20 protein-coding genes and 1 riboswitch are annotated in these 20091 nt (G+C 70.3%); of the genes, 5 read left to right on the top strand and 15 right to left on the bottom strand.

Annotated elements, in window-relative coordinates:
* The first annotated feature begins 10 nt into the window (after window positions 1-10).
* Window positions 11-490, top strand: coding sequence for a cupin domain-containing protein (locus JL101_RS02405; protein ID WP_203096921.1), 480 nt, complete (start codon window positions 11-13; stop codon window positions 488-490).
* 234 nt (window positions 491-724) lie between these two features.
* Window positions 725-1351, top strand: a complete 627-nt coding sequence (locus JL101_RS02410; RefSeq protein ID WP_228435459.1) for a terminase small subunit — start codon at window positions 725-727, stop codon at window positions 1349-1351.
* A 100-nt stretch (window positions 1352-1451) separates the two neighbouring features.
* On the opposite strand, the gene JL101_RS02415 is transcribed toward JL101_RS02410, so the two are convergent.
* The 4 genes from JL101_RS02415 to JL101_RS02430 all read right to left on the bottom strand — a co-directional run bounded on the left by JL101_RS02415 (window position 1452) and on the right by JL101_RS02430 (window position 5442).
* Entirely contained in the window at window positions 1452-2888 is a 1437-nt protein-coding gene (locus JL101_RS02415; protein ID WP_203096923.1) for a mannose-1-phosphate guanylyltransferase/mannose-6-phosphate isomerase, read from the bottom strand.
* A 69-nt stretch (window positions 2889-2957) separates the two neighbouring features.
* Window positions 2958-3995: a glycosyltransferase family 9 protein gene (locus JL101_RS02420; RefSeq protein WP_203096924.1), complete on the bottom strand. Its 1038-nt coding sequence runs from the start codon at window positions 3993-3995 to the stop codon at window positions 2958-2960.
* A 33-nt stretch (window positions 3996-4028) separates the two neighbouring features.
* A complete protein-coding gene (locus JL101_RS02425) occupies window positions 4029-4415 on the bottom strand; it encodes a DUF6165 family protein (protein ID WP_202683717.1) in 387 nt (128 codons plus the stop codon).
* Between the two features lie 70 nt (window positions 4416-4485).
* Window positions 4486-5442 (bottom strand): glycosyltransferase family 9 protein, encoded by a 957-nt coding sequence (locus JL101_RS02430; protein ID WP_203096925.1) that lies wholly within the window; start codon window positions 5440-5442, stop codon window positions 4486-4488.
* Between the two features lie 122 nt (window positions 5443-5564).
* On the opposite strand from JL101_RS02430, the gene ygfZ reads away from it, so the two are divergent.
* Both ygfZ and JL101_RS02440 read left to right on the top strand, forming a co-directional pair.
* Window positions 5565-6461 (top strand): CAF17-like 4Fe-4S cluster assembly/insertion protein YgfZ, encoded by an 897-nt coding sequence (gene ygfZ, locus JL101_RS02435; RefSeq protein WP_203096926.1) that lies wholly within the window; start codon window positions 5565-5567, stop codon window positions 6459-6461.
* A gap of 103 nt (window positions 6462-6564) precedes the next feature.
* Window positions 6565-7143, top strand: coding sequence for a PRC-barrel domain-containing protein (locus tag JL101_RS02440; RefSeq protein ID WP_203096927.1), 579 nt, complete (start codon window positions 6565-6567; stop codon window positions 7141-7143).
* Window positions 7144-7234: 91 nt separating this feature from the next.
* On the opposite strand, the gene meaB is transcribed toward JL101_RS02440, so the two are convergent.
* The 11 genes from meaB to JL101_RS02495 all read right to left on the bottom strand — a co-directional run bounded on the left by meaB (window position 7235) and on the right by JL101_RS02495 (window position 18838).
* Complete coding sequence (meaB, locus tag JL101_RS02445) at window positions 7235-8167, bottom strand: methylmalonyl Co-A mutase-associated GTPase MeaB (RefSeq protein ID WP_203096928.1); 933 nt, start codon at window positions 8165-8167, stop codon at window positions 7235-7237.
* A 5-nt stretch (window positions 8168-8172) separates the two neighbouring features.
* Entirely contained in the window at window positions 8173-10866 is a 2694-nt protein-coding gene (gene ppdK, locus JL101_RS02450) for a pyruvate, phosphate dikinase (protein WP_203096929.1), read from the bottom strand.
* Between the two features lie 158 nt (window positions 10867-11024).
* Window positions 11025-13118 (bottom strand): glycine--tRNA ligase subunit beta, encoded by a 2094-nt coding sequence (glyS, locus tag JL101_RS02455; protein ID WP_203096930.1) that lies wholly within the window; start codon window positions 13116-13118, stop codon window positions 11025-11027.
* 16 nt (window positions 13119-13134) lie between these two features.
* Window positions 13135-14055 carry a glycine--tRNA ligase subunit alpha gene (locus tag JL101_RS02460; RefSeq protein ID WP_203096931.1) on the bottom strand — a complete coding sequence of 307 codons (921 nt, stop codon included), beginning with the start codon at window positions 14053-14055 and terminating at the stop codon, window positions 13135-13137.
* A gap of 217 nt (window positions 14056-14272) precedes the next feature.
* Window positions 14273-14512, bottom strand: a complete 240-nt coding sequence (locus tag JL101_RS02465) for a PP0621 family protein (protein WP_202683709.1) — start codon at window positions 14510-14512, stop codon at window positions 14273-14275.
* A gap of 51 nt (window positions 14513-14563) precedes the next feature.
* Window positions 14564-15343 carry a thiazole synthase gene (gene thiG / locus JL101_RS02470; RefSeq protein WP_323374705.1) on the bottom strand — a complete coding sequence of 260 codons (780 nt, stop codon included), beginning with the start codon at window positions 15341-15343 and terminating at the stop codon, window positions 14564-14566.
* 38 nt (window positions 15344-15381) lie between these two features.
* Complete coding sequence (thiS, locus tag JL101_RS02475) at window positions 15382-15603, bottom strand: sulfur carrier protein ThiS (RefSeq protein WP_203096932.1); 222 nt, start codon at window positions 15601-15603, stop codon at window positions 15382-15384.
* Window positions 15600-16811 carry a glycine oxidase ThiO gene (thiO, locus tag JL101_RS02480; protein ID WP_203096933.1) on the bottom strand — a complete coding sequence of 404 codons (1212 nt, stop codon included), beginning with the start codon at window positions 16809-16811 and terminating at the stop codon, window positions 15600-15602. Before thiO ends, thiS begins: the two co-directional genes overlap by 4 nt.
* A riboswitch (TPP riboswitch) is annotated at window positions 16801-16901 on the bottom strand. Its footprint overlaps the gene before it by 11 nt.
* 88 nt (window positions 16902-16989) lie before the next feature.
* Window positions 16990-17835, bottom strand: coding sequence for a S49 family peptidase (locus tag JL101_RS02485; RefSeq protein ID WP_228435255.1), 846 nt, complete (start codon window positions 17833-17835; stop codon window positions 16990-16992).
* Between the two features lie 48 nt (window positions 17836-17883).
* A complete protein-coding gene (locus tag JL101_RS02490) occupies window positions 17884-18636 on the bottom strand; it encodes a tRNA1(Val) (adenine(37)-N6)-methyltransferase (RefSeq protein WP_203096935.1) in 753 nt (250 codons plus the stop codon).
* Window positions 18623-18838, bottom strand: a complete 216-nt coding sequence (locus JL101_RS02495; protein ID WP_203096936.1) for a putative signal transducing protein — start codon at window positions 18836-18838, stop codon at window positions 18623-18625. The genes JL101_RS02490 and JL101_RS02495 overlap by 14 nt, the downstream gene beginning before the upstream one ends.
* A gap of 197 nt (window positions 18839-19035) precedes the next feature.
* Here JL101_RS02495 and JL101_RS02500 point away from each other — a divergent pair, with 197 nt between their 5' ends.
* Window positions 19036-20058 (top strand): polyprenyl synthetase family protein, encoded by a 1023-nt coding sequence (locus JL101_RS02500; protein WP_228435256.1) that lies wholly within the window; start codon window positions 19036-19038, stop codon window positions 20056-20058.
* Window positions 20059-20091: the final 33 nt, after the last annotated feature.

Consider the following 20091-nt stretch of genomic DNA (forward strand, 5'->3'; position numbering starts at 1 on the left):
GAACCCAGCCATGACCGAGCGGAACGGGGGTGACCGGCACGGGACCGACTGGCGGGAGCACGGCGTCCGCGTCGTGCGCGGCGACCAGCTCGACACCAACACGCCGCAGACGCCCGGCATGAACCGGGCGGCCGCCATCAACCACGCCCGCGTCGGGGCGCAGAAGCTGTGGGCCGGGACGGTCACGATCCATCCCGACGCCAAGACCGGCGCCCACCATCATGGCGAGCTGGAAAGCGTCATCTACGTGGTGCGCGGGCGCGCCCGCATGCGCTGGGGCGAGGCGCTGGAATACACGGCGGAGGCCGGGCCGGGCGACTTCATCTATGTCCCGCCCTTCGTCCCCCACCAGGAGATCAACGCCAGCGCCGACGAACCGCTGGAATGCGTCCTGGTCCGCAGCGACCAGGAAGCCGTCGTCGTCAACCTGGACATTCCCATGGTGGAACAGCCCGAAACCGTCGCCTGGGTCGATCCGATCCACAAGTGACGTCAGGCCGGGACGACAGTCCTACGATTGGCCCGTGCGGAGGAGTTTGTTCTTGTTATGTTCTGGCAATGAACATAAAATACAAGGCATGCTCCCTCCAGCGCCGAAGGCCAGCGCCATGCCGACGACCTCCACTCCACTGCCAACTCCGCCGCCCAGGCCGCCGCCCAGGCCGCCGCCCAGCCCGCCATCCATCCTGCCATTCAGCCCACGGCCCCGGTTCCGGTCATCACCCTGACCCCGCGGCAGGAGGCGTTCTGCCAGGCCATGGCCGCCAATGTCGGCGGAGCGGAGGCCGCGCGTCGCGCCGGCTACTCCCCCAAGGGCGCCAAGCAGCGCGGCGCCTACCTGATGACCCAGCCGGAGATCCGCATCCGGATCGACCAGCTCCGGGCGTCCCGCAGTTCCGGTGTCCAGGCCGACCTGGAGGAAGCCGCCGAAACGGTCAAGGCCATCATCGCCGAGGCGATGGAGAAGAAGTCGCTGTCCCTGGCCTTCCGCGCGGTCGAGCTACGCCTCAAGCTGCGCGGCGTCATCCAGGACAGGCGCATCCCGCACCACTTCGTAGCCCAAGTCCCCCATCCTGACGCCGACCTGGAGCGGCTCGACTTCGACCCGGCCGAGGACGACGATCACCGCCGCGATGGCTGCCGCGACCTCCCCAAAGCCGTCTCGCCCGCCTTACCCCCGTCCTCCGCGGCGAAGCCGGGGATGAGGCCGAAGATAGTGACCCGGCATAGTGACCCTCGCGCCGGGGAGGGCCGCCGTTTCGGCGACACCCTGGCCGCCGCCACCTCGCACGCGGCCCTCATGCCGGTATCCCTGCCGATGCCGGTAGCCGCCGGTGCCCGCCGCGCATAGCCCGGCGTTCGCCCGAAGGCGGGCGCCGGCACCGCGCATCGACCTTCCGGCCGCGCCGCCGGCGTCACCTTCCGTCCCGAACCTCCCGGCCCGTTCCCGGTCAGGCCCGGCCGTAGGTGTCGGTCAGGCGGACGATGTCGTCCTCGCCCAGGTACGACCCCGACTGCACCTCGATCAGGTTCAGCGTCACCTTGCCCGGGTTCTCCAGCCGGTGGACGGCGCCCAGCGGGATGTAGATCGACTCGTTCTCGCGCAGCAGAACCTGGTCGGAATCCCGGGTGACCAGCGCCGTGCCGTTGACCACGACCCAGTGCTCCGCCCGGTGATAATGCTTCTGCAACGACAGCGTGGCGCCGGGCTTGACCGTCAGGCGCTTGACCTGGAACCGCTCGCCCTCGTGCAGGCACTGGTAGAAGCCCCACGGGCGGTGGACCCGGCTGTGGATCTTCGCCTCCGGCCGGCCTTCCTTCTTCAGCCGCTCGACCACCTTCTTGATGTCCTGCACCTTGTCGCGGCTGGCCACCAGGATGGCGTCGTCGGTCGCGACCACCACCACGTCGTCGAGCCCGACCACGGCGGTCAGCACGCCCTCGGACCGGACATAGCAGTTGCGCGCGTCCTCGGTCATCACGTCGCCGACGAACACGTTGCCGTTCTCGTCCTTGGCGCCGATGTCCCACAGCGCCGACCAGGCGCCCACGTCGGTCCAGCCGATCGTGGCGGGAACCACCACGGCGGCGTCGGTCCGCTCCATCACGGCATAGTCGATGGAGATGCTGGGGGCCTTGCCGAAGGCTTCCGGGTCCAGGCGGAAGAAGTCCAGGTCGCGGGAGCCCTTGGCGATCGCCTCGCGGCAGGCGGCGACGATGGCGGGTTCGAACTTCTCCATTTCGGCCAGCAGCTTGGCGGCGGAGAACAGGAACATGCCGCCGTTCCAGAAATGCCCGCCCGCGGCCAGCATGTCGGCGGCCTTGCCGATGCCCGGCTTCTCCACGAAGGCGTCGACCTGGAACACGCCCCCGTGGCCGGTCAGCTCGGCGCCCTGGCGGATATAGCCATAGCCGGTCTCCGGCGCGGTCGGCGTGATGCCGAAGGTGACCAGGTTGCCGGCGGCGGCGGCGCTCGCGGCGGCGGCCACCGCCGCGTGGAACGCCTCGGCGTCGCGGATCACGTGGTCGGCCGGCAGCAGCAGAAGCAGACCGTCGGGGTCCTGCTCGGCGATGAGCAGTGCCGCCACGGCCGCCGCGGGGGCGGTGTTGCGGCCGGTCGGCTCCAGCGCGATGGCGGACGGCGTGACCGCGATCTGGCGGAGCTGTTCCGCGATCACGAACCGGTGCTCGTCGTTGCAGATCACCAGCGGCGGCGCGAAACCCTCGCCCGCGACGCGGCCCACGGTGTCCTGGAGCATGGTCCGCTCGCCGACCAGCGGCAGCAGCTGCTTCGGATAGCTTTCCCGCGAGATCGGCCAGAGGCGCGATCCGGAGCCGCCGGAAAGCAGAACGGGATGGATGGTCGGGGCACTGTTGATGGGGGGCATGATCTCAGCTTGTCCGTGTCCGTTTGACACCGTGTCTGTTTGACACAATGCAGCATAAGCAGGAGAATTTCAGGATTTTTTCGAATAGGAGCCGTGATCGATAGGGTGTATCGCAAGACGATCCAGCCTTTCGATCACGGCTTGCGCCGGAATAGCGGTCATGTCACGCCCCCCGAACTCTTGCGCCGTGACGGCGCCGCCCGAGGTTACCTTCGGTTGGAACTTCGTCGCCGGCGTCGGTCCGAAAAGGGTAACCAAAGGTATGTCGGCGGCGCCGAACATGTGGCTGACGCCGCTGTCGTTGGCGACCGCGGCGGCGAAGCGGCGCGCCAGCGCGATGGTCCGCAGCGGCGTGAACTCGTCGCCCCAGACCTGCCGGTCCTGCTCGGGGAACAGCGCCTCCGGGACCGCCTCCCTCAGCTGGGGAAGCCATTCCAGCTCGTCGGGGCCCAGGATGAAGACGGGCACCCGGCCCCGCTCGACCTGCGCCCGGGCGACCGCGACGAAGCGGTCCAGCGGCCAGCATTTGAACCGCTTGCCGGCGCCCGGCGCCAGGCCGACATAACGGGGACCCGGCGGCAGCGCCGCCTCGGCCTTCGCGACCAGCGGCTCGGGCAGGCGCAAGCCGGCCTCCACCTTCGGCACCGAGCCGGCGGCCAGCCTCAGCAGGTCCGCCAGCCGGTCCACCATGTGCGGCGGGCGGATCTGGCTGGGCGGCGGCTTGGCGTCCGACAGCCGGAAGCCCAGGGCGCCGGACACGAACAGGTCGTGCGGCATCCGCCGGATGGTCAGGGTGCGCCACAGGGTCGTCTGGGTGTCGATGATCACGCCGAACCGCTCGCGGAAGGGCAGGGGCTTCAGCAGTCCGGCCATGCCCGCGCCGATCCCGCTGTCCTGGCGGAACTCGTCGATCAGCCCGTCCATCAGCGGCTGGAGCCGGCCGGCATAGACCGTCTTGCGCGTCGTGATCCAGGTGATCCGCGCCGACGGATAGGCCGCGCGCACCATTCGCACGAAGGGCAGCTTGTACAGCCCGTCGCCGATGATCTCCTCATAGCTGAAGACGGCGACGCTGTCGGGGGGCGGCCGGTCCGGTCGCCGGTTCATGGTCGTGGCCAAAGCATGATCCCGCCCGGCCGCTCAGTACGCGGCGTAGGATTTCTCTTCCAGGATCGGGCTGTCCAGCAGCTCGTTGATCCGGCGCTTGACCGCCGCCCGCCGGTCGTTGGTGTGGTAGACGGCGCGGGCCAGCTCGATGAAGGCCGGGCCGAAGTCGCGCGCCCGCTCCAGGTCGCGGATGTCGTCCTCGATCTTCCACAGGCTCTCGTTGATCGCCTTCAGCTCGGCGGTCAGGGCGGTCAGGTCCCCGCTCGGCGGCACCTGCTCCGCCAGCACGCGCGACAGCACGTCGTACTCGTGCTCGACGTTGCGCAGCTTGGCGGGGTCGCCGATGTTGGCCTTCTTGATCTCCAGGATCGTCAGCTTGTCGATCAGCTCGCCGGGAGCCACTTCAATCAGGATAGCCATCGCGTCATTCCTGCGAGGTTGCCACTATCGTTCCGTCCGCTTCCTAGCACAGCCGGAGCCCGCCCGCCACTCAGGCACGGACCGTGTCCCACAGCCGGCGCACCGTCGCCTCGACCGCGTCCACCGTCAGGCCGCCCATCAGCGACACCCCTTCGCGCATCGCCTCCGGGATCTTCGCCGACAGGGTCTCGAACGGCTCGGGCGCCTGCGCATAGTCCGCATGCTTTCCCCACGGGCGGTAGTGATGGGCCGGGGTCGGGCCGAACAGCCCCACGGTCGGCACCCCGGCCGCCGCCGACAGGTGCATCTGGCCGCCGTCGTTCCCGACATACAGCGCGCAGCGCTGAAGGCAGGCCGCGGCGACCAGCAGCGGCGTGTTGCTCATCAGGTCGATCCGGCGCTCGGGATCGACCGCCGCCAGCACCGGCTCCGCCTGGGCGCGCTCCGCGGGGGATCCGATCACCGCGACCCTGCCGCCGGGCAGGATGCCGCCAGGGCCGGTCAGGCGCCGCGCCAGTTCCGCGAACCGCTCCGACGGCCAGCGCTTGTGCTCGTGGGTCGAGCCCGGACCCAGCGCCAGCACCGGCGGGCCGTCGGGCACCAGCCCGGCCGCCGCGGCGTGGTCGGCGCCTCCGATCCACAGTCGGGGATCGGGCGGCGGGTCCAGGTCCAGGACCCGGCCGATCTCCTCCACCCGGTGGAGCCGCAGGCCCTTCGCCCGGCCGACCCGGCGCACCTCGCGCGCCGCCAGCGCGCGGGACACGGCGGAGTTCCGCAGGTCGACCACCAGGTCCCAGCGGGTGCCGACCGTGGTCAGCCACAGGTCCAGCCAGTGGCGGTGGTGCTTGCGCTTCTCCATCACGATCACGCGCTCGATGCACGGCGTCTCGGCGAGCAGCGGCGCCACGATCCGCCCGCACACGACGGTCATCCGGGAGTCGGGGTGGCGCTCGATCAGGTATGCCAGCAGTCCGCTGGACAGGATGAAGTCGCCGATGCGGCTGTTGCCGATGAACAGAATGCGCAAGACATGCCCCCGAAGTCCCCGTGCCGCGCCAAGAAGCCACCTTGCCAAAGGCGCCGCACGTCAATACGTGATGATTTCGGATCGCGATAGCCCCTTCCCTCGACCGCCGGTGGAGCCGAGCCATGAATCCTTCCTACGTCACCCTGGCCCCGCGCGGCATCCTGGCGATCGGCGACGCCGACCGCACCGCCTTCCTCCAGGGGCTGGTGACCAACGACGTCACCCCCGTCGGCCCCGCGCGCGCCGTCTATTCCGCCCTGCTGACGCCGCAGGGCAAGTTCCTGCACGACTTCTTCATCGCCGCCCTCGGGGACAGGCTCCTGCTGGACTGCGAGGCGGAACGGCTGGCCGACCTCCAGCGGCGGCTCAAGATGTACAAGCTGCGCTCCAAGGTCGCGCTGGAGGACGAGAGCGCCCGCTTCTCGGTCACCGCCCTGTTCGGCGGCGGCGCCCTGGAAGCCTTGGGCCTGCCGGCGGAGCCGGGCGCCGCGGCGGCGCTCGGCGACGGCGTCGCCTTCACCGATCCGCGCCTTCCCGGGCTCGGCGCCCGCGCCATCCTGCCCCGGGGAACCGAGGCCGAAGCACTGGAGGGCAGGGGGTTCCGGCCGGCGGCGCCCGACGCCTACGAGCGGCTCCGGCTGGAGCAGGGGATTCCCGACGGCAGCCGGGACATGCTGGTCGACAAGGCGATCCTGCTGGAGAACGGCCTCGACGAGCTCAACGCGATCTCCTGGCAGAAGGGCTGCTACATGGGGCAGGAGCTGACGGCCCGGACCCGCTACCGCGGGCTGGTCCGCAAGCGCCTGATGCCGGTCGCCGTCGAAGGCCCCCTGCCGGAGCCCGGCGCCCTCGTCATGCTGGGCGACAAGGAGGCGGGGGAGATGAGGACCGGCACCGGCGACCGGGCCCTGGCCCTGCTCCGGCTGGAGGAGGTCGAGCGCGCCAGGGCCGAGGGCCTGCCCCTGCTGGCCGGCGAAACCCGCATCGTCCCGCACCGGCCGGACTGGGCGGCCTACTGAGGCGCCGCAACGGAATTTCGTAGCGACTGTGGAATTGTTGCCCGCGGGGCATGTTGAAAGGGGTGAAGAAACGGACTGTTCAACAGACCAGAGGAGTTCTTCGATGCGTAAGGAACTGATCGGCGCCGCTTCGGCCATTGCCCTGATGACGGGCGCCGCCTTCGCTCAGGGCACTTCGACCACTGATCCGTCCGCCACGCCCGCAGTTCCGCCCGCCGCCGTCGACGGCATGCCGGCCACCGGCGCGGTCAGCGCCGAGGAGATGATCGGCGAGGATGTCGTGGGCAGCGACGGGGAGGAGATCGGCTCCGTCGAGGACGTGATCATCGATCCCGCGTCGGGCGAGCCAAGGCAGCTGGTGATCGCCAGCGGCGGCTTCCTCGGCATCGGCGAGAAGCGGATCTCGGTCGATTTCTCCCAGGTGCAGGTCCAGACCGAGGATGACGGGGAACCGGAAAGCCTGACCCTCTCGAACATGACCCAGGCCGACGTCGAGGCGATGCCGGAATTCCAGTACAGCGACACCATGACCACCCTGAACCGCAGCGGCGACGCCGGCATGAGCGGCAGCACCGCCACCACCCGGGGCGCCGAAGGTGAATCGGGCAACATGGGAGCCGGCGGCATGACGGGAGGCACCGGCGGCACCGGCGCCACGACCGGCGGCGGCAGCTCGCAGTAAGCTTCAATGTTAAGCAGAACCGGGGACGCGCGGGGGACCGACAACCTTGCGTAACCTGGGAGGACCCCCGGAGCAGCGCTCCGGGGGTCTCTCAGTTCAGGGTCAACAGCAACCGTCGGGCGACCGCCCGAAGCTCCCCGAAGGGGGCGGCCTCCGGTCCCAGGTCCAGCGGGCCGGCGCGGCGGATGCCTTCGCGGCCGAACCGCTCGCGGACCGCTTCGGCCAGCCAGCTCCGCGCCTGGGCATGGCGCAGGCGCTTCAGGCGCCCGGTCTCGGCCAGCCAGGCGGCATGCCCGTCCACGGTGGCGATCAGCTCGCCGACGCCCTGGCGCTGCTGCACCGACAGGGCCAGCACCGGGACCGTCCAGCCGCCGCGCGCCTCCTCGGCGAGGCTGAGCGCGCCGCGGACGTCGGCGCGGGCGCGTTCCGCCGCGGCTCCCATGTCGGCCTTGGTCACGACGACGATATCCGGGATCTCGACGATGCCGGCCTTCATGAATTGCAGGCTGTCGCCCGAGCCGGGCTGGACGCAGAACACGACCGTGTCGGCCGTCCCGGCGATGTCGGTCTCCGACTGGCCGACGCCCACCGTCTCGATCAGCACGATGTCGTAGACGGCCCGCATCAGCACCATGGCGGCGACCGTCAGGCCCGCCAGCCCGCCCAGCCGGTCGCGCGCCGCCATGGAGCGGACGAAGCAGCCGGCATCCTCCGGATCGGTGCCCAGCCGGGTGCGGTCGCCCAGCAGGGCGCCGCCGCTGCGCCTGGACGACGGATCGACCGCGATGCAGCCGACCGTCTTGCCCAGCCGGCGGTATTCGGTGATCAGCGCGCCGGTCAGCGTCGATTTGCCGACGCCGGGCGGGCCGGTCAGCCCGATCACGTGGGCGATCGGGTCCTTGTAGGCGGAATCCAGCAGGTCCGCGGTGGCGGCGCCGTCGGGATCGCGCTCGATCCCGGCCAGCGCCGCCGCCAGGGCCGCCTTCTCTCCGCGCGCGAGCGCGTCGCGGAGCTTGGCCAGCATGCCGGTCAGTCCCGGTTCGTCCGCTCGGTCGACAGCGCCGCCTGCGCCGCCGCCAGCCGGGCGATCGGAACGCGGTAGGGCGAGCACGAGACGTAGTCGAGGCCGACGGTCTCGCAGAAATGGACCGAGGCCGGGTCGCCGCCATGCTCGCCGCAGATGCCGAGCTTGATGTCGGGCCGGGTGGCCCGGCCGCGCTCGGCCGCGATCTTCACCATCTCGCCGACGCCCTCGACGTCGATGGTCACGAACGGGTCGTGCTCCAGGATGCCGCCGCGCTGGTAGTCCGGCAGGAAGCTGCCGGCGTCGTCGCGGCTGATGCCGAAGACGGTCTGGGTCAGGTCGTTGGTGCCGAAGCTGAAGAACTCGGCCGTCTCCGCGATCTCGCCGGCGCGCAGGCAGGCCCGCGGCAGCTCGATCATGGTGCCGACCAGGTATTCGATCTGCCGGCCGCTGCTGCTGATCACCTCGCTGGCGACCTTGTCGATCACCGCCTTCAGGATGTCGAACTCCTTCCGGGTGCCGATCAGCGGGATCATGATCTCGGGGATCACGGTCTCGCCGGACTCCTTGAAGACCTGGACCGCCGCCTCGAAGATCGAGCGGGCCTGCATCTCGTAGATCTCCGGGAAGGAGATGCCGAGACGGCAGCCGCGGTGGCCGAGCATCGGGTTCGACTCGTGGAGCTGCGACGCCCGGTGCCGCACCTTCAGGATGTCGGTGCCCGCCGCCTTGGCGACCTCCTCCATCTCCGCGTCGGAGTTCGGCAGGAACTCGTGCAGCGGCGGGTCGAGCAGGCGGATGGTGACCGGCAGGCCCTTCATGATGGTGAACAGCTCGACGAAGTCCTGGCGCTGCATCGGGGCGATCTTGGCCAGCGCCGCGCGGCGGCCCTGCTCGGTCTCGGCCAGGATCATCTCGCGCACCGCGACGATGCGGTCGGCGTCGAAGAACATGTGCTCGGTGCGCGACAGGCCGATGCCCTCGGCGCCGAACTTGCGGGCGGTGCGGGCGTCGAGCGGGGTCTCCGCGTTGGTCCGGACCTTCATGCGGCGGATCTCGTCGGCCCAGCCCATCAGGGTGGCGAAGTCGCCCGACAGCTCCGGCTGGATCGTCGGGACGGCGCCCAGCATGACCTCGCCGGTGGAGCCGTCGATGGTGACGGTGTCGCCGGCCTTGATGGTGACGCCGCGGACGCTGACGGTCTGCGCCTTGTAATCGACCCGCAGGTCGCCGGCGCCGGCCACGCAGGCCCGGCCCATGCCGCGGGCGACCACGGCCGCGTGGCTGGTCATGCCGCCGCGGGTGGTCAGGATGCCGCGGGCGGCGTGCATGCCGTGGATGTCCTCGGGGCTGGTCTCGATCCGGCACAGGATCACCGATTCGCCGAGCTGGGCCTGGGTCTCGGCCTCGTCGGCGCTGAACACCAGCTTGCCCGACGCGGCGCCGGGGGAGGCCGGCAGGCCGCGGGCGATGACGGTGCGCTGGGCCTTGGGGTCCAGGGTCGGATGCAGGAGTTGGTCGAGCGAGGCCGGGTCGATCCGCTTGATCGCCTCGGCATGGTCGATCACGCCCTCGTCCGCCAGGTCCACCGCGATCTTAAGCGCGGCGGCGGCGGTGCGCTTGCCGGTCCGGGTCTGAAGCATGTACAGCTTGTTCTGCTGCACCGTGAACTCGATGTCCTGCATGTCCCGGTAGTGGCCTTCCAGCCTCAGGCGCACGGCGTCGAGCTGCTTGAAGACCTCGGGCATGACCTCTTCCATGGACGGCAGGTCGGACTTGTTGGCCTGCTTGCCGGCGATGGTCAGGTGCTGCGGGGTGCGGATGCCGGCGACCACGTCCTCGCCCTGGGCGTTGACCAGGTACTCGCCGTAGAACGCGTTCTCGCCGGTGGAGGGGTTGCGGGTGAACGCCACGCCGGTGGCGCAGTCGTCGCCCATGTTGCCGAACACCATGGCCTGGATGTTGACCGCGGTGCCCCATTCGGCGGGGATGTCGTGCAGGCGCCGGTAGGTGATCGCGCGCTGGTTCATCCAGGAGCCGAACACCGCGCCGACCGCGCCCCACAGCTGCTCCTGGACGTCCTGCGGGAAGGGACGGCCCAACTCGTGCTGGACGACCTGCTTGTAGCCCTCGATCACTGCCTGCCAGTCGGCGGCGGTCAACTCGGTGTCGAGCGTGATGTCGCGGTCGCGCTTGACGTTCTCGAGAATGTCCTCGAAGTGGTGGTGCTCAACGCCCAGCACGACGTTGCCGTACATCTGGATGAAGCGGCGGTAGCTGTCATAGGCGAAGCGCGCGTCGCCGCTGCGCTTGACCAAGCCCTGCACCGTCACGTCGGTCAGGCCCAGGTTCAGCACGGTGTCCATCATGCCCGGCATGGAGGCGCGGGCGCCGGAGCGCACGGAGACCAACAGCGGGTTCTCGGGATCGCCGAAGCCGGCGCCGATGCTGCGCTCGACGGTGGCCAGCGCCTCCGCGACCTGGTCCTTCAGGTCGGACGGGTAGGTCCGGTCGTGTTTGTAATAATAGGTGCAGACATCGGTCGTGACGGTGAAGCCGGGCGGCACGGGCAGGCCCAGATTGCTCATCTCCGCAAGGTTGGCGCCCTTGCCGCCGAGCAGGTTCTTCATGTCCGCCCGGCCTTCGGCCTTGCCGTCGCCGAAGCTGTAGACCCAGCGGGTTGTGACCTGATTACCCATGGTGCTCCCCGGTAACTCCTGTGATGGACTCAAATACTGGATTGGCCGTGGTTAACAATCACCCCGGCGAAATGCTCCAGGACTATTCCGCGAGTTGTTGGATGGAACATGGCTTTGCATATCATCATATGCGAACCGCCGCACCTGTCCCTCGATCCCTAACCTTCGATCCTGGAGAAATCCGCGATCCGATTCAAGGTCGCGGGAATCTGGCTCAGGAGACGCAGACGGTTTACTCGGAGGGGGGGCTGGTCGGCATTGACCGTCACCTTGTCGAAGAAGGCGTCCACCGGCGCGCGAAGCGCCGCCAGCGCGCCCATGCAGCCGGCGAAATCCTCCGTGGCCAGCAGGGGCACCGCGGCGCGCTCGGCCTCGGCCAGCGCCTGGAACAGCGCCTTTTCCTCCGGCTGCTCCAGCAGGCCGGCCTCGGGCGCGCCGCCGTGGGTGGTCCCGTCCTTCTTTTCCTCGATCCGGACGATGTTGGTGGCCCGCCGGTAGGCGGTCAGCAGGTTGGCGCCGTCGTCGGTACCCAGGAAGCCCTGGAGCGCCTGGACCCGCGACAGCAGGCGGACCAGGTCGTCCTCTCCGCCGAGCGCGAACACGGCGTCCACCAGGTCGTGGCGGACGCCCCGGTCGCGCAGCACGACCTTCAGCCGGTCGGCGAAGAAGTCCAGCAGCTGCGGCCCGACCTGGGCGGCCGGCACCAGCTTCTCGGCCCGGTACAACCCGTGGGCGATGTCGAACACGCGGCCCAGGTCCAGCCGCAGCCCGTTGTCCACGATCAGGCGGATCAGGCCGAGCGCAGCGCGCCGTAGCGCGTAGGGATCCTTGGAGCCGGTCGGCCGCTCGTCGATCGCGAAGAACCCGACCAGGGTGTCCAGCTTGTCGGCCAGGGCCACGGCGACGCTGACCAGCGCCGTCGGGCAGCGGTCGTTGGGGCCCAGCGGCTTGTAATGCTCGGCCACGGCGTCGGCGACCTCGGGAGCCAGCCCCTCGCCCAGCGCGTAGTAGCGGCCCATGACGCCTTGGAGCTCCGGGAACTCCCCGACCATGCCGGACACCAGGTCGGCCTTGGCGAGCCGGGCGGCCAGCCGCGCCCGATCGGGATCGCAGCCCGGCACGAAGGCTGCCAACTCGGCGGCCAGGGTCTCCAGCCGGTTGACCTTCTCCGCGACGGTGCCGAGCCGGGCGTGGAAGATCACCGACTCGAGCGCCGGGACCCGCTCCTCCAGCCTGACCTTGCGGTCCTGCTCCCAGAAGAACTTGGCGTCGGACAGCCGGGCGCGCAGGACGCGCTCGTTGCCGGCGATCACCGCGGCCCCGCCGTCGGACGTGACCATGTTGGCGACCACCACGAAGCGCGGCGCCAGCGCGCCGGTCGCGTCGGTCGTGGCGAAATATTTCTGGTGGGTCCGCATGGAGGTGGTCAGCACCTCCGGCGGGACGTCCATGAACTGCTGGTCGATGGCGCCGCTCAGCACGACCGGCCACTCGACCAGCCCGGTGACCTCGTCCAGCAATCCCTCGTCCGGCGCCACCACGAGGCCGTGGGCACCCGCGGCCTCCGCCGCGTCGGACGCGATCTTCGCCCGGCGCTCGTCCCTGGACAGGATCACGTGGGTGGACCGCAGGCCCTCGCGGTACTGCTCGAAGCTGCCGGCCTCGACCACGGCGTCGGGCGAGAGGAAGCGGTGCCCCCGGGTGGTGTCGACGAACGTCAGCTCCCCAAGCCCGCCGCCGAGGTCGAACGACCCCTCGACCGCCTTGCCGTCGAATACCGCCAGGACATGGTGCAGCGGACGGACCCAGCGGAAGCCGCCGGTGGCCCAGCGCATGCTCTTGGGCCAGGGCAGCTCGCGGATGGTCTCCGCGATCAGGTCGGGCAGCACCTCGGCGGTGGCGCGGCCGGGCTTCTCCACCACGGCGAACCAGAACGACCCCTTGCCGGTATCGCGCTGCTCGCACTGGTCCAGGCTGGACAGGCCGGCGCCCCGAAGGAACCCGGCGACCGCCTGCTCGGGCGAGCCGACGCGCGGTCCCTTGCGTTCCTCCCGGACGTCGGCGGTGCGCTCCGCCAGACCTTCCACCACCAGCGCCAGCCGGCGCGGGGTCGAGTGGGCCTCGCTCGCGGCGGCCGTCAGGCCGGCGGCCTCCAGCTTGGCGGTGATGAGACGCTGGAGATCCTCGGCCGCGCGAGCTTGCATGCGGGCCGGGATATCCTCGGAGAACAGTTCGATCAGAAGCTGGGGCATGGTTTCCGGCGGTCTGTCAGGAGGTCGGGCCGGCGGCGGACGGTGCCAGCGCCGGGGCCGATGCCGGCAATCCCGCCAGCCAGGCCTCGCAGCAACCCTTGGCAAGCGCCCGGACGCGGCCGATATAGGCGGCCCGCTCGACCACGCTGATCACGCCGCGCGCGTCCAGGAGGTTGAACAGATGGCTCGCCTTGATGCACTGGTCATAGGCGGGCAGGGCCAGCCGGGCGTCCAGCAGCATCCGGCATTCCTCCTCGGCGTCCTTGAAGTGGCGGAGCAGCCGGTCGGTGTCGGCATAGTCGAAGTTGAAGGTGGAGAACTCCACCTCCGACCGCTTGAACACGTCGCCGTAGCGGACGCCGGCGCCGTTAAAGTCCAGGTCGTAGACGTTCTCGACGCCCTGGACATACATGGCGAGCCGTTCCAGGCCGTAGGTCAGCTCGACCGCGACGGGGTCGCACTCGATGCCGCCGACCTGCTGGAAATAGGTGAACTGGGTGACCTCCATGCCGTCGCACCAGACTTCCCAGCCCAGGCCCCAGGCGCCCAGGGTCGGGCTTTCCCAGTCGTCCTCGACGAACCGGATGTCGTGAAGCGCGGGGTCGATCCCCAGGGCGTACAGGCTCTTCAGGTATAGGTCCTGCGCGTCGGCCGGCGACGGCTTCAGGATCACCTGGAACTGGTAATAATGCTGCAAGCGGTTGGGATTCTCGCCGTAGCGGCCGTCCTTGGGGCGGCGCGACGGCTGAACATAGGCGGCGCGCCAAGCCTGCGGCCCCAGCGCCCGCAAGGTCGTCGCCGGGTGGAACGTGCCGGCGCCGACTTCCATGTCATAGGGCTGGAGGATGACGCAGCCCTGTTCCGCCCAGAAATTCTGGAGCTTGAGGATCAGCCCCTGGAAGCTGAGGGGCCGTGTCGCCGCGCTTGCAGGCGCCATGTTCGCTCACACTTTATGATTATGTTGCAGTGCGTGGACGATACGCGGGCAATCTGGCGGAATCAAGTGCAGGAGGCGGTGCGTCGGAGCCGGCGTCGCACGACGGGCGAACGTCAAAGGGCCGCATTATCCACAGATGAACGCAGATGGACACAGATAGGATCGAAAAAACATCTGTGTCCATCTGCGTTTATCTGTGGATGAATGAAATGAACTCTCACCGGTAAGGGCAGTCCGGGCGGCCGCAGGCGCTGGCCTTGGTAGCCGACACGTAGACGCCGCAGGAGGCGCAACGGACCATCTCCTGGGCGTCGCGGGGACGCGGGCGGGGCAGCCCGGCCTCGCGGCGGGCCGCCATCTCGCGCTTCGCCTTGGCGATCGCCTGGGAGCGGGTCACGAACTTGAAGCCGAACCACACGATGGCGATCAGCAGGACTAGGGTGAGGAACTTCAACATGCTTTCTCTTAGTTCCCCGCCCCATGTCGGTCAAGTCAGGCGCCGGTCAAGTCAGGTGCCGATCAGCCCGAGCTGCGGGCTGGAGGCCTGGGCGTAGGTCCGCTTCGGGATGCGGCCGGCCTCCCGGGCGGCGTGCCCCGCCTCCACCGCGGAGCGCATCGCCGCGGCCATGCGGCGCGGGTCGCGGGCTTTGGCCACCGCCGTGTTCAGCAGCACGGCGCTGCACCCCAGCTCCATCGCCAGCGTCGCGTCCGAGGCGGTGCCGATCCCCGCGTCCAGGATGACCGGAACGGAGCTGCGCGCGCAGATCAGCTCGATCGCGTGGGGGTTGGCGATGCCCAGGCCGGAACCGATCGGCGAGCCCAGCGGCATCACCGCCGCCGCCCCGGCGTCGGCCAGCTTCCGGCAGGACACCGGATCGTCGTTGCAGTAGGGCAGCACGGTGAAGCCATCGGCGACCAGCTCCTCGGTCGCGCGCCGAAGCTCCTCCACGTCGGGGTGGAGGGTCTCGCGGTCGCCGATCACCTCCAGCTTGATCCAGTTCGTGTCCAGCGCCTCTCGGGCGAGGCGGGCGGTCAGAACCGCTTCCCGCGCGGTCGAGCATCCGGCGGTGTTGGGCAGCAGGACGTAATCGGATCCCAGCAGGTCGACCATGCTCTCGGCATAGCCTTCCAGGCTGATGCGGCGGATCGACACGGTGACCACCTCGGCGCCGCTCGCCGTGATGGAGTCGAGCATGACCTGTCGGTTCGGATAGCCGGCGGTGCCGATGAACAGGCGGGAGGTGAGCGTGCGGCCGGCGATTTCGAAGGAATCGGGCAGATGGGGCATGGGGTGCTTTCAGGGCTTCGTATCGGGCGTGTCCGGCTTCAGCCGCCGGAGAAGGGGCGGACGATCTCCAGGTCGTCGCCTTCGGCCAGGGCGGTGTCGGCCCAGCGGCCGGCGGGGACGACCGCGCCGTTCAGCGCGACGGCGACGCCGCGGGCTCCGGGAACCACCCCCTTCCCGCGCAGCAGGGCGTCGAGCGTCGGGGCCGCCAGCGGCTCGCGCTGGCCGTTCACCTGGATATGCGGGGGAATATGTCGGGTCATGGAAGTTCCTTCCCACTCTGCGGGCGGCCTGGCGCCGCTCTCTTCGCGAATCGGTCGATGCCGAACGGGCGGATGACGTCGGCGATCCGCCCGGTCAGGATGTGGTCGGAGACGGCGTCGGCGGTGACCGGGGTCAGCAGGATGCCGTTCCGGTGATGGCCGGTCGCCAGGACCAGCCCGTCCAGCGCCGACGGTCCCAGGATGGGGGCGTCGTCGCGCGAGCCGGGGCGGAAGCCGACCCACAGCTCGTCGATCGGCAGTTCCTCGACTCCCGGCAGCGCCCGCCAGGCGCCCTCGAGCAGGGACATGACGCCGCCCGCGGTCAGGTCGGTGTCGAAGCCGCGCTCCTCCACCGTGGCGCCGATCACCAGCCGGCCGTCGCGGCGCGGCACCAGATAGACGCCGGGCGTCCAGACCACATGCCGGAGCAGCGGCTCGCGCGGGTCCATCCGAAGGGCCGCCATCTGGCCCTTGACCGGCCGGACCGGCGGCCGGGCACCGTCGGGCAGACCGGGAATCCCCCGCGACCAGGCGCCCGCGGCCAGCACGGTGACGTCGGCCCGGTGCGTCCCGCCTCCGGCCGCCAGCACGCCGGCGGCGTGCCCGCCCTCGACCAGGATCTCCTCGACCGCCGTGTGTTCATGCAAGCGCCCCCCGGCCCGCTCGAAGGCGGTGCGGAGCGCCAGGGCGACCTTGCGGTTGTCCACCTGATGATCGCGCGGGCTCAGGATCGCCGCCGCCGTGCCGGTGTGCAGATAGGGCTCGCGGCGCTTGACCTCCGCCCCCGTCAGCCACTCATGGCCGAGCCCCAGGCTCTTCTGGAGGTCGAAATTGAAGCGCAGCCGGGCGACGTCGTCGGAGTTCAGGGCCACCACGAGGGTGCCCTCGGTGCGCAACTCGACGTCGATGCCGGAGGCGGCCTGAAGCTCCTCGGCGAAGCCCGGCCACAGGTCCTGGCTGTGCCGGTTCAGCGGCAGCTGGCCCTCCTCGCCGGGCTCGACCTCGACGCCGGCCGCCAGCATCCCCGCGGCGGCATGGCTGGCGCCGCGTCCCGCCTCGCCCTTGTCGAAGATCTCGACCCGGCACCCGGCGGCGGCAAGGCGCCAGCCGATGCCGAGGCCGACCACGCCGGCGCCGACGATGGCGACCGAGGGGCGGTCGGACCGCGGGCCGGTCGGAATATCGGAAATGGATCGCGCTGTCGTCATGGGGGCTCCCTTCGTCGGCATTATCCGAACAGGTTCGATGGGTATGATCTCAGCCGGCCCCTCGAAGGACCGGCACCCCAGCCAGATTTTCCGGACTCGCGTCCGGGGTCGCGACTATGCGGCATGCCCCGGTGTGACCGCAAGGCTTATCGGGCAGCCGCCCAGCCCGGGGGCGCCGCTACAGGCCGAAGCGGGACCACATGGCGCGGTCCTCGACGGCATTGATCATGGCGCTTGCCAGATCGTCGGCGAGGCCGGACGGCGTCAGGGCGGGCAGCGCCGCTTCCGTCCGGATGCGGCCGCGCCACCAGCGGCGCTCGCCATGGACCAGCCGCAGGTTGACCTTTTCGCCGAAGCGGTCGCGCATGACCGATCGCAGGTCGCCGAGCCCGTCGACCAGCCCCAGGTCCAGCGCCTTGGCGCCGGTCCAGAACTCCCCCGAGAACAGGTCCTCGTCGGTCCCCTTCAGGCGGTCGCCGCGCCGGCCGCGGACCATGGCCTTGAAGGCGTCGTGGATCTCCGCCTGGATCGCCTTCAGCCGGACGATGTCCTCGTCCCGCTCGGGCTGGAACGGGTCGAGCATGGCCTTCCGGGTGCCGGAGGTATGTACCCGCCGCTCGATCCCGTAGCGGGCGATCAGGTCCTGGAAGCCGAAGCCCGCGGAAACCACGCCGATCGAGCCGATGATCGAGCTGGGATCGGCGTAGATCTCGTCGGCGGCGCAGGCCAGCCAGTAGCCGCCGGACGCCGCGACGTCCTCCGCGAAGGCGAAGACCGGCACCTTCTTCTCGTCGGCCAGCTGGCGGATGCGTCCCGCGACCAGGGCGGACTGGACCGGCGAACCGCCGGGCGAATTGACCTGGAGCGCCACGGCCTGCTGGCCGGGAACGGAGAAGGCGCGCTGGATGGCGGGCGCCAGGGCCGCCAGGGTGATCCCCGGGCGGAGCGCCCCGCCGGCGCCGATGACGCCGGACAGCCGGAGAACGGAAACGGTGGGGGCGGGCTTGCGACCGAGGGCGGTCATGATACGGCGGATCAGCATGCCGCTTAACATGGGGCGGGCGCCCTGTTTTCAAAGATCCAGCGCGGCGCCGTCGCGCAGGATCGCCTGGGCCGCGCCGGTGAAGCCGCCGTCGGCCTCGTGCAGCACCAGGCCGGGCATCAGGCGGGCGGGGCTGCGGGCTCCCTTGCGCGCGGTCACCACGACGCGGCGGGCCGGCCGGCCGGCCTTGGGCCACAGCGGGACCAGGGTGATCCCGCCGAACCGGCCATGCAGCAGGGCGATCAGGTCGTCCAGCCGGTCGGCCCGGTGGATGACGGTCAGGGTGCCGCGCGGCTTCACCCGGCGGGCGCAGAAGTCCAGCCAGGCCGCCAGGTCGGCCGCACCCTCGCCGTGCGCCAGCGCGCGCCCCGCCTCGGGCGGCGGAGTGTGGGTGCCGGCCTCCTGGAACGGCGGGTTGGTCATCACCCGGTCGAAGGCCGTGGCGGCGATTCCTTCCGGCGGCGCCAGCAGGTCGCCTTCCAGGATGCGGACCCTGTCCTCCAGCCCGTTGGCGCGGACATTCTCCGCCCCGAGCGCCGCGAGCCCGGGCTGGAGCTCCAGCCCGGTGACATCGGCGCCGGGAACCCGCGCCGCCAGGCACAGCGTGGTGGCGCCCACGCCCGCGCCGACGTCGAGCACCCGTTCACCCGCCGCGGCGGGCGTCGCCGCCGCCAGCAGCACCGGGTCGATCGCGGCGCGGTAGCCCCGGGCCGGCTGGAACAGGGCGACCCGGCCGCCCAGCAGCCGGTCGGCGGTCCGGCCGTCGCCTTCAGTCGGGAGCAAGGTGGCCCGTCTCCTCCAGGATCCTGCGGGCCGCGGCGTAATCCTCCTCCGCCACCATCAGGCGCCGCGGGATCGCGCCGATGCTGCCTTCCAGGATGCTGGTGTAGGTGTCGAGCACGACCGCCTCTATGCCGGCGTCGGCCAGCAGGGCCGTCAGCCACGAGAGCAGCACCGGATCGACCGTGCGCAGGAGTTCCTTCATCAATCCCTCTCCGGAAGACGGGCGGAAGGGGCCGGCGAACCTGTCCCCGCCTGCGAATAGCACGGCGGAGGGGCCAGGGAAACGGCAGGCCGCCGCGGCTCCGCATGCGGCGATTTTGACAGCGCACTTGACCAGCGAAGTCCTGTCCTTATGCTCGCTAGCGATTCGTGCCCTGCCACGCCATGCTGGAGACCAAATTGGCGGTCGTCACCAACCTCAGCCTGAAACGATCAAACCCCGACGTGAACGCACTCGATAAGCTGACGGACCTGGTCGCCGACGACCTCAAGGCCTGCAACACCCTGATCATCGACCGGATGCAGTCGCCGGTCGAACTGATCCCCCAGCTCGCCGGATACATCATCGCGGCGGGCGGGAAGCGTCTCCGCCCGGTGCTGACGCTGGCCTCGGCGCGGCTGTGCGGCTACGAGGGGACCCGGCACCAGGCGCTCGCCGCCTGCGTCGAGTTCATCCACACCGCCACGCTGCTCCACGACGACGTGGTGGACGAGAGCGACCTGCGCCGGGGGCTGGCGTCCGCCAACGCCGTGTTCGGCAACAAGGCGAGCGTGCTGGTCGGCGATTTCCTGTTCAGCCGCTCCTTCCAGCTGATGGTCGAGGACGGCTCGCTCGAGGTGCTGCGCATCCTGTCCCACGCCTCCGCGGTCATCGCGGAGGGCGAGGTGCTCCAGCTCACCACGTCCAACGACACCGGCACCAGCGAGCAGGCCTACCTGGACGTCATCCGCGCCAAGACGGCGGAGCTGTTCGCCGCCGCCTGCCAGATCGGCGCGGTGGTGGCGTCGCGCCCGGCGGTGGAGGGCGACGCCCTGTTCGCCTACGGGCTCAACCTCGGCATCGCGTTCCAGCTGGTCGACGACGTGCTGGACTATTCGGCCCTGCAGGCCCGGCTGGGCAAGACGGTCGGCGACGATTTCCGCGAAGGCAAGATCACCCTGCCGGTGATCCTCGCCTACCGCCGCGGCAGCGACGAGGACCGCGCCTTCTGGCACCGCACCGTCGAGGAGATGGAGCAGGGCGACGGCGACCTGGACCGCGCCATCGCGATGATGAACCAGCACGGGACGCTGCGAGACACCGTGGAGCGCGCCCGGCACTACGGCGCCATCGCCCGCGACTCCCTCGGCATTTTCCCCGACGGGCCGGAGAAGCGCGCCCTGCTGGACGTCATCGACTTCGTGATCGACCGGGAGTTCTGATCCGGTTCGCGACTATCCGCAGGTTCGTCCGCG

Origin of the sequence: Skermanella rosea (assembly GCF_016806835.2) — a bacterium.
In the GTDB taxonomy this organism is placed as follows: Bacteria; Pseudomonadota; Alphaproteobacteria; order Azospirillales; family Azospirillaceae; genus Skermanella; species Skermanella rosea.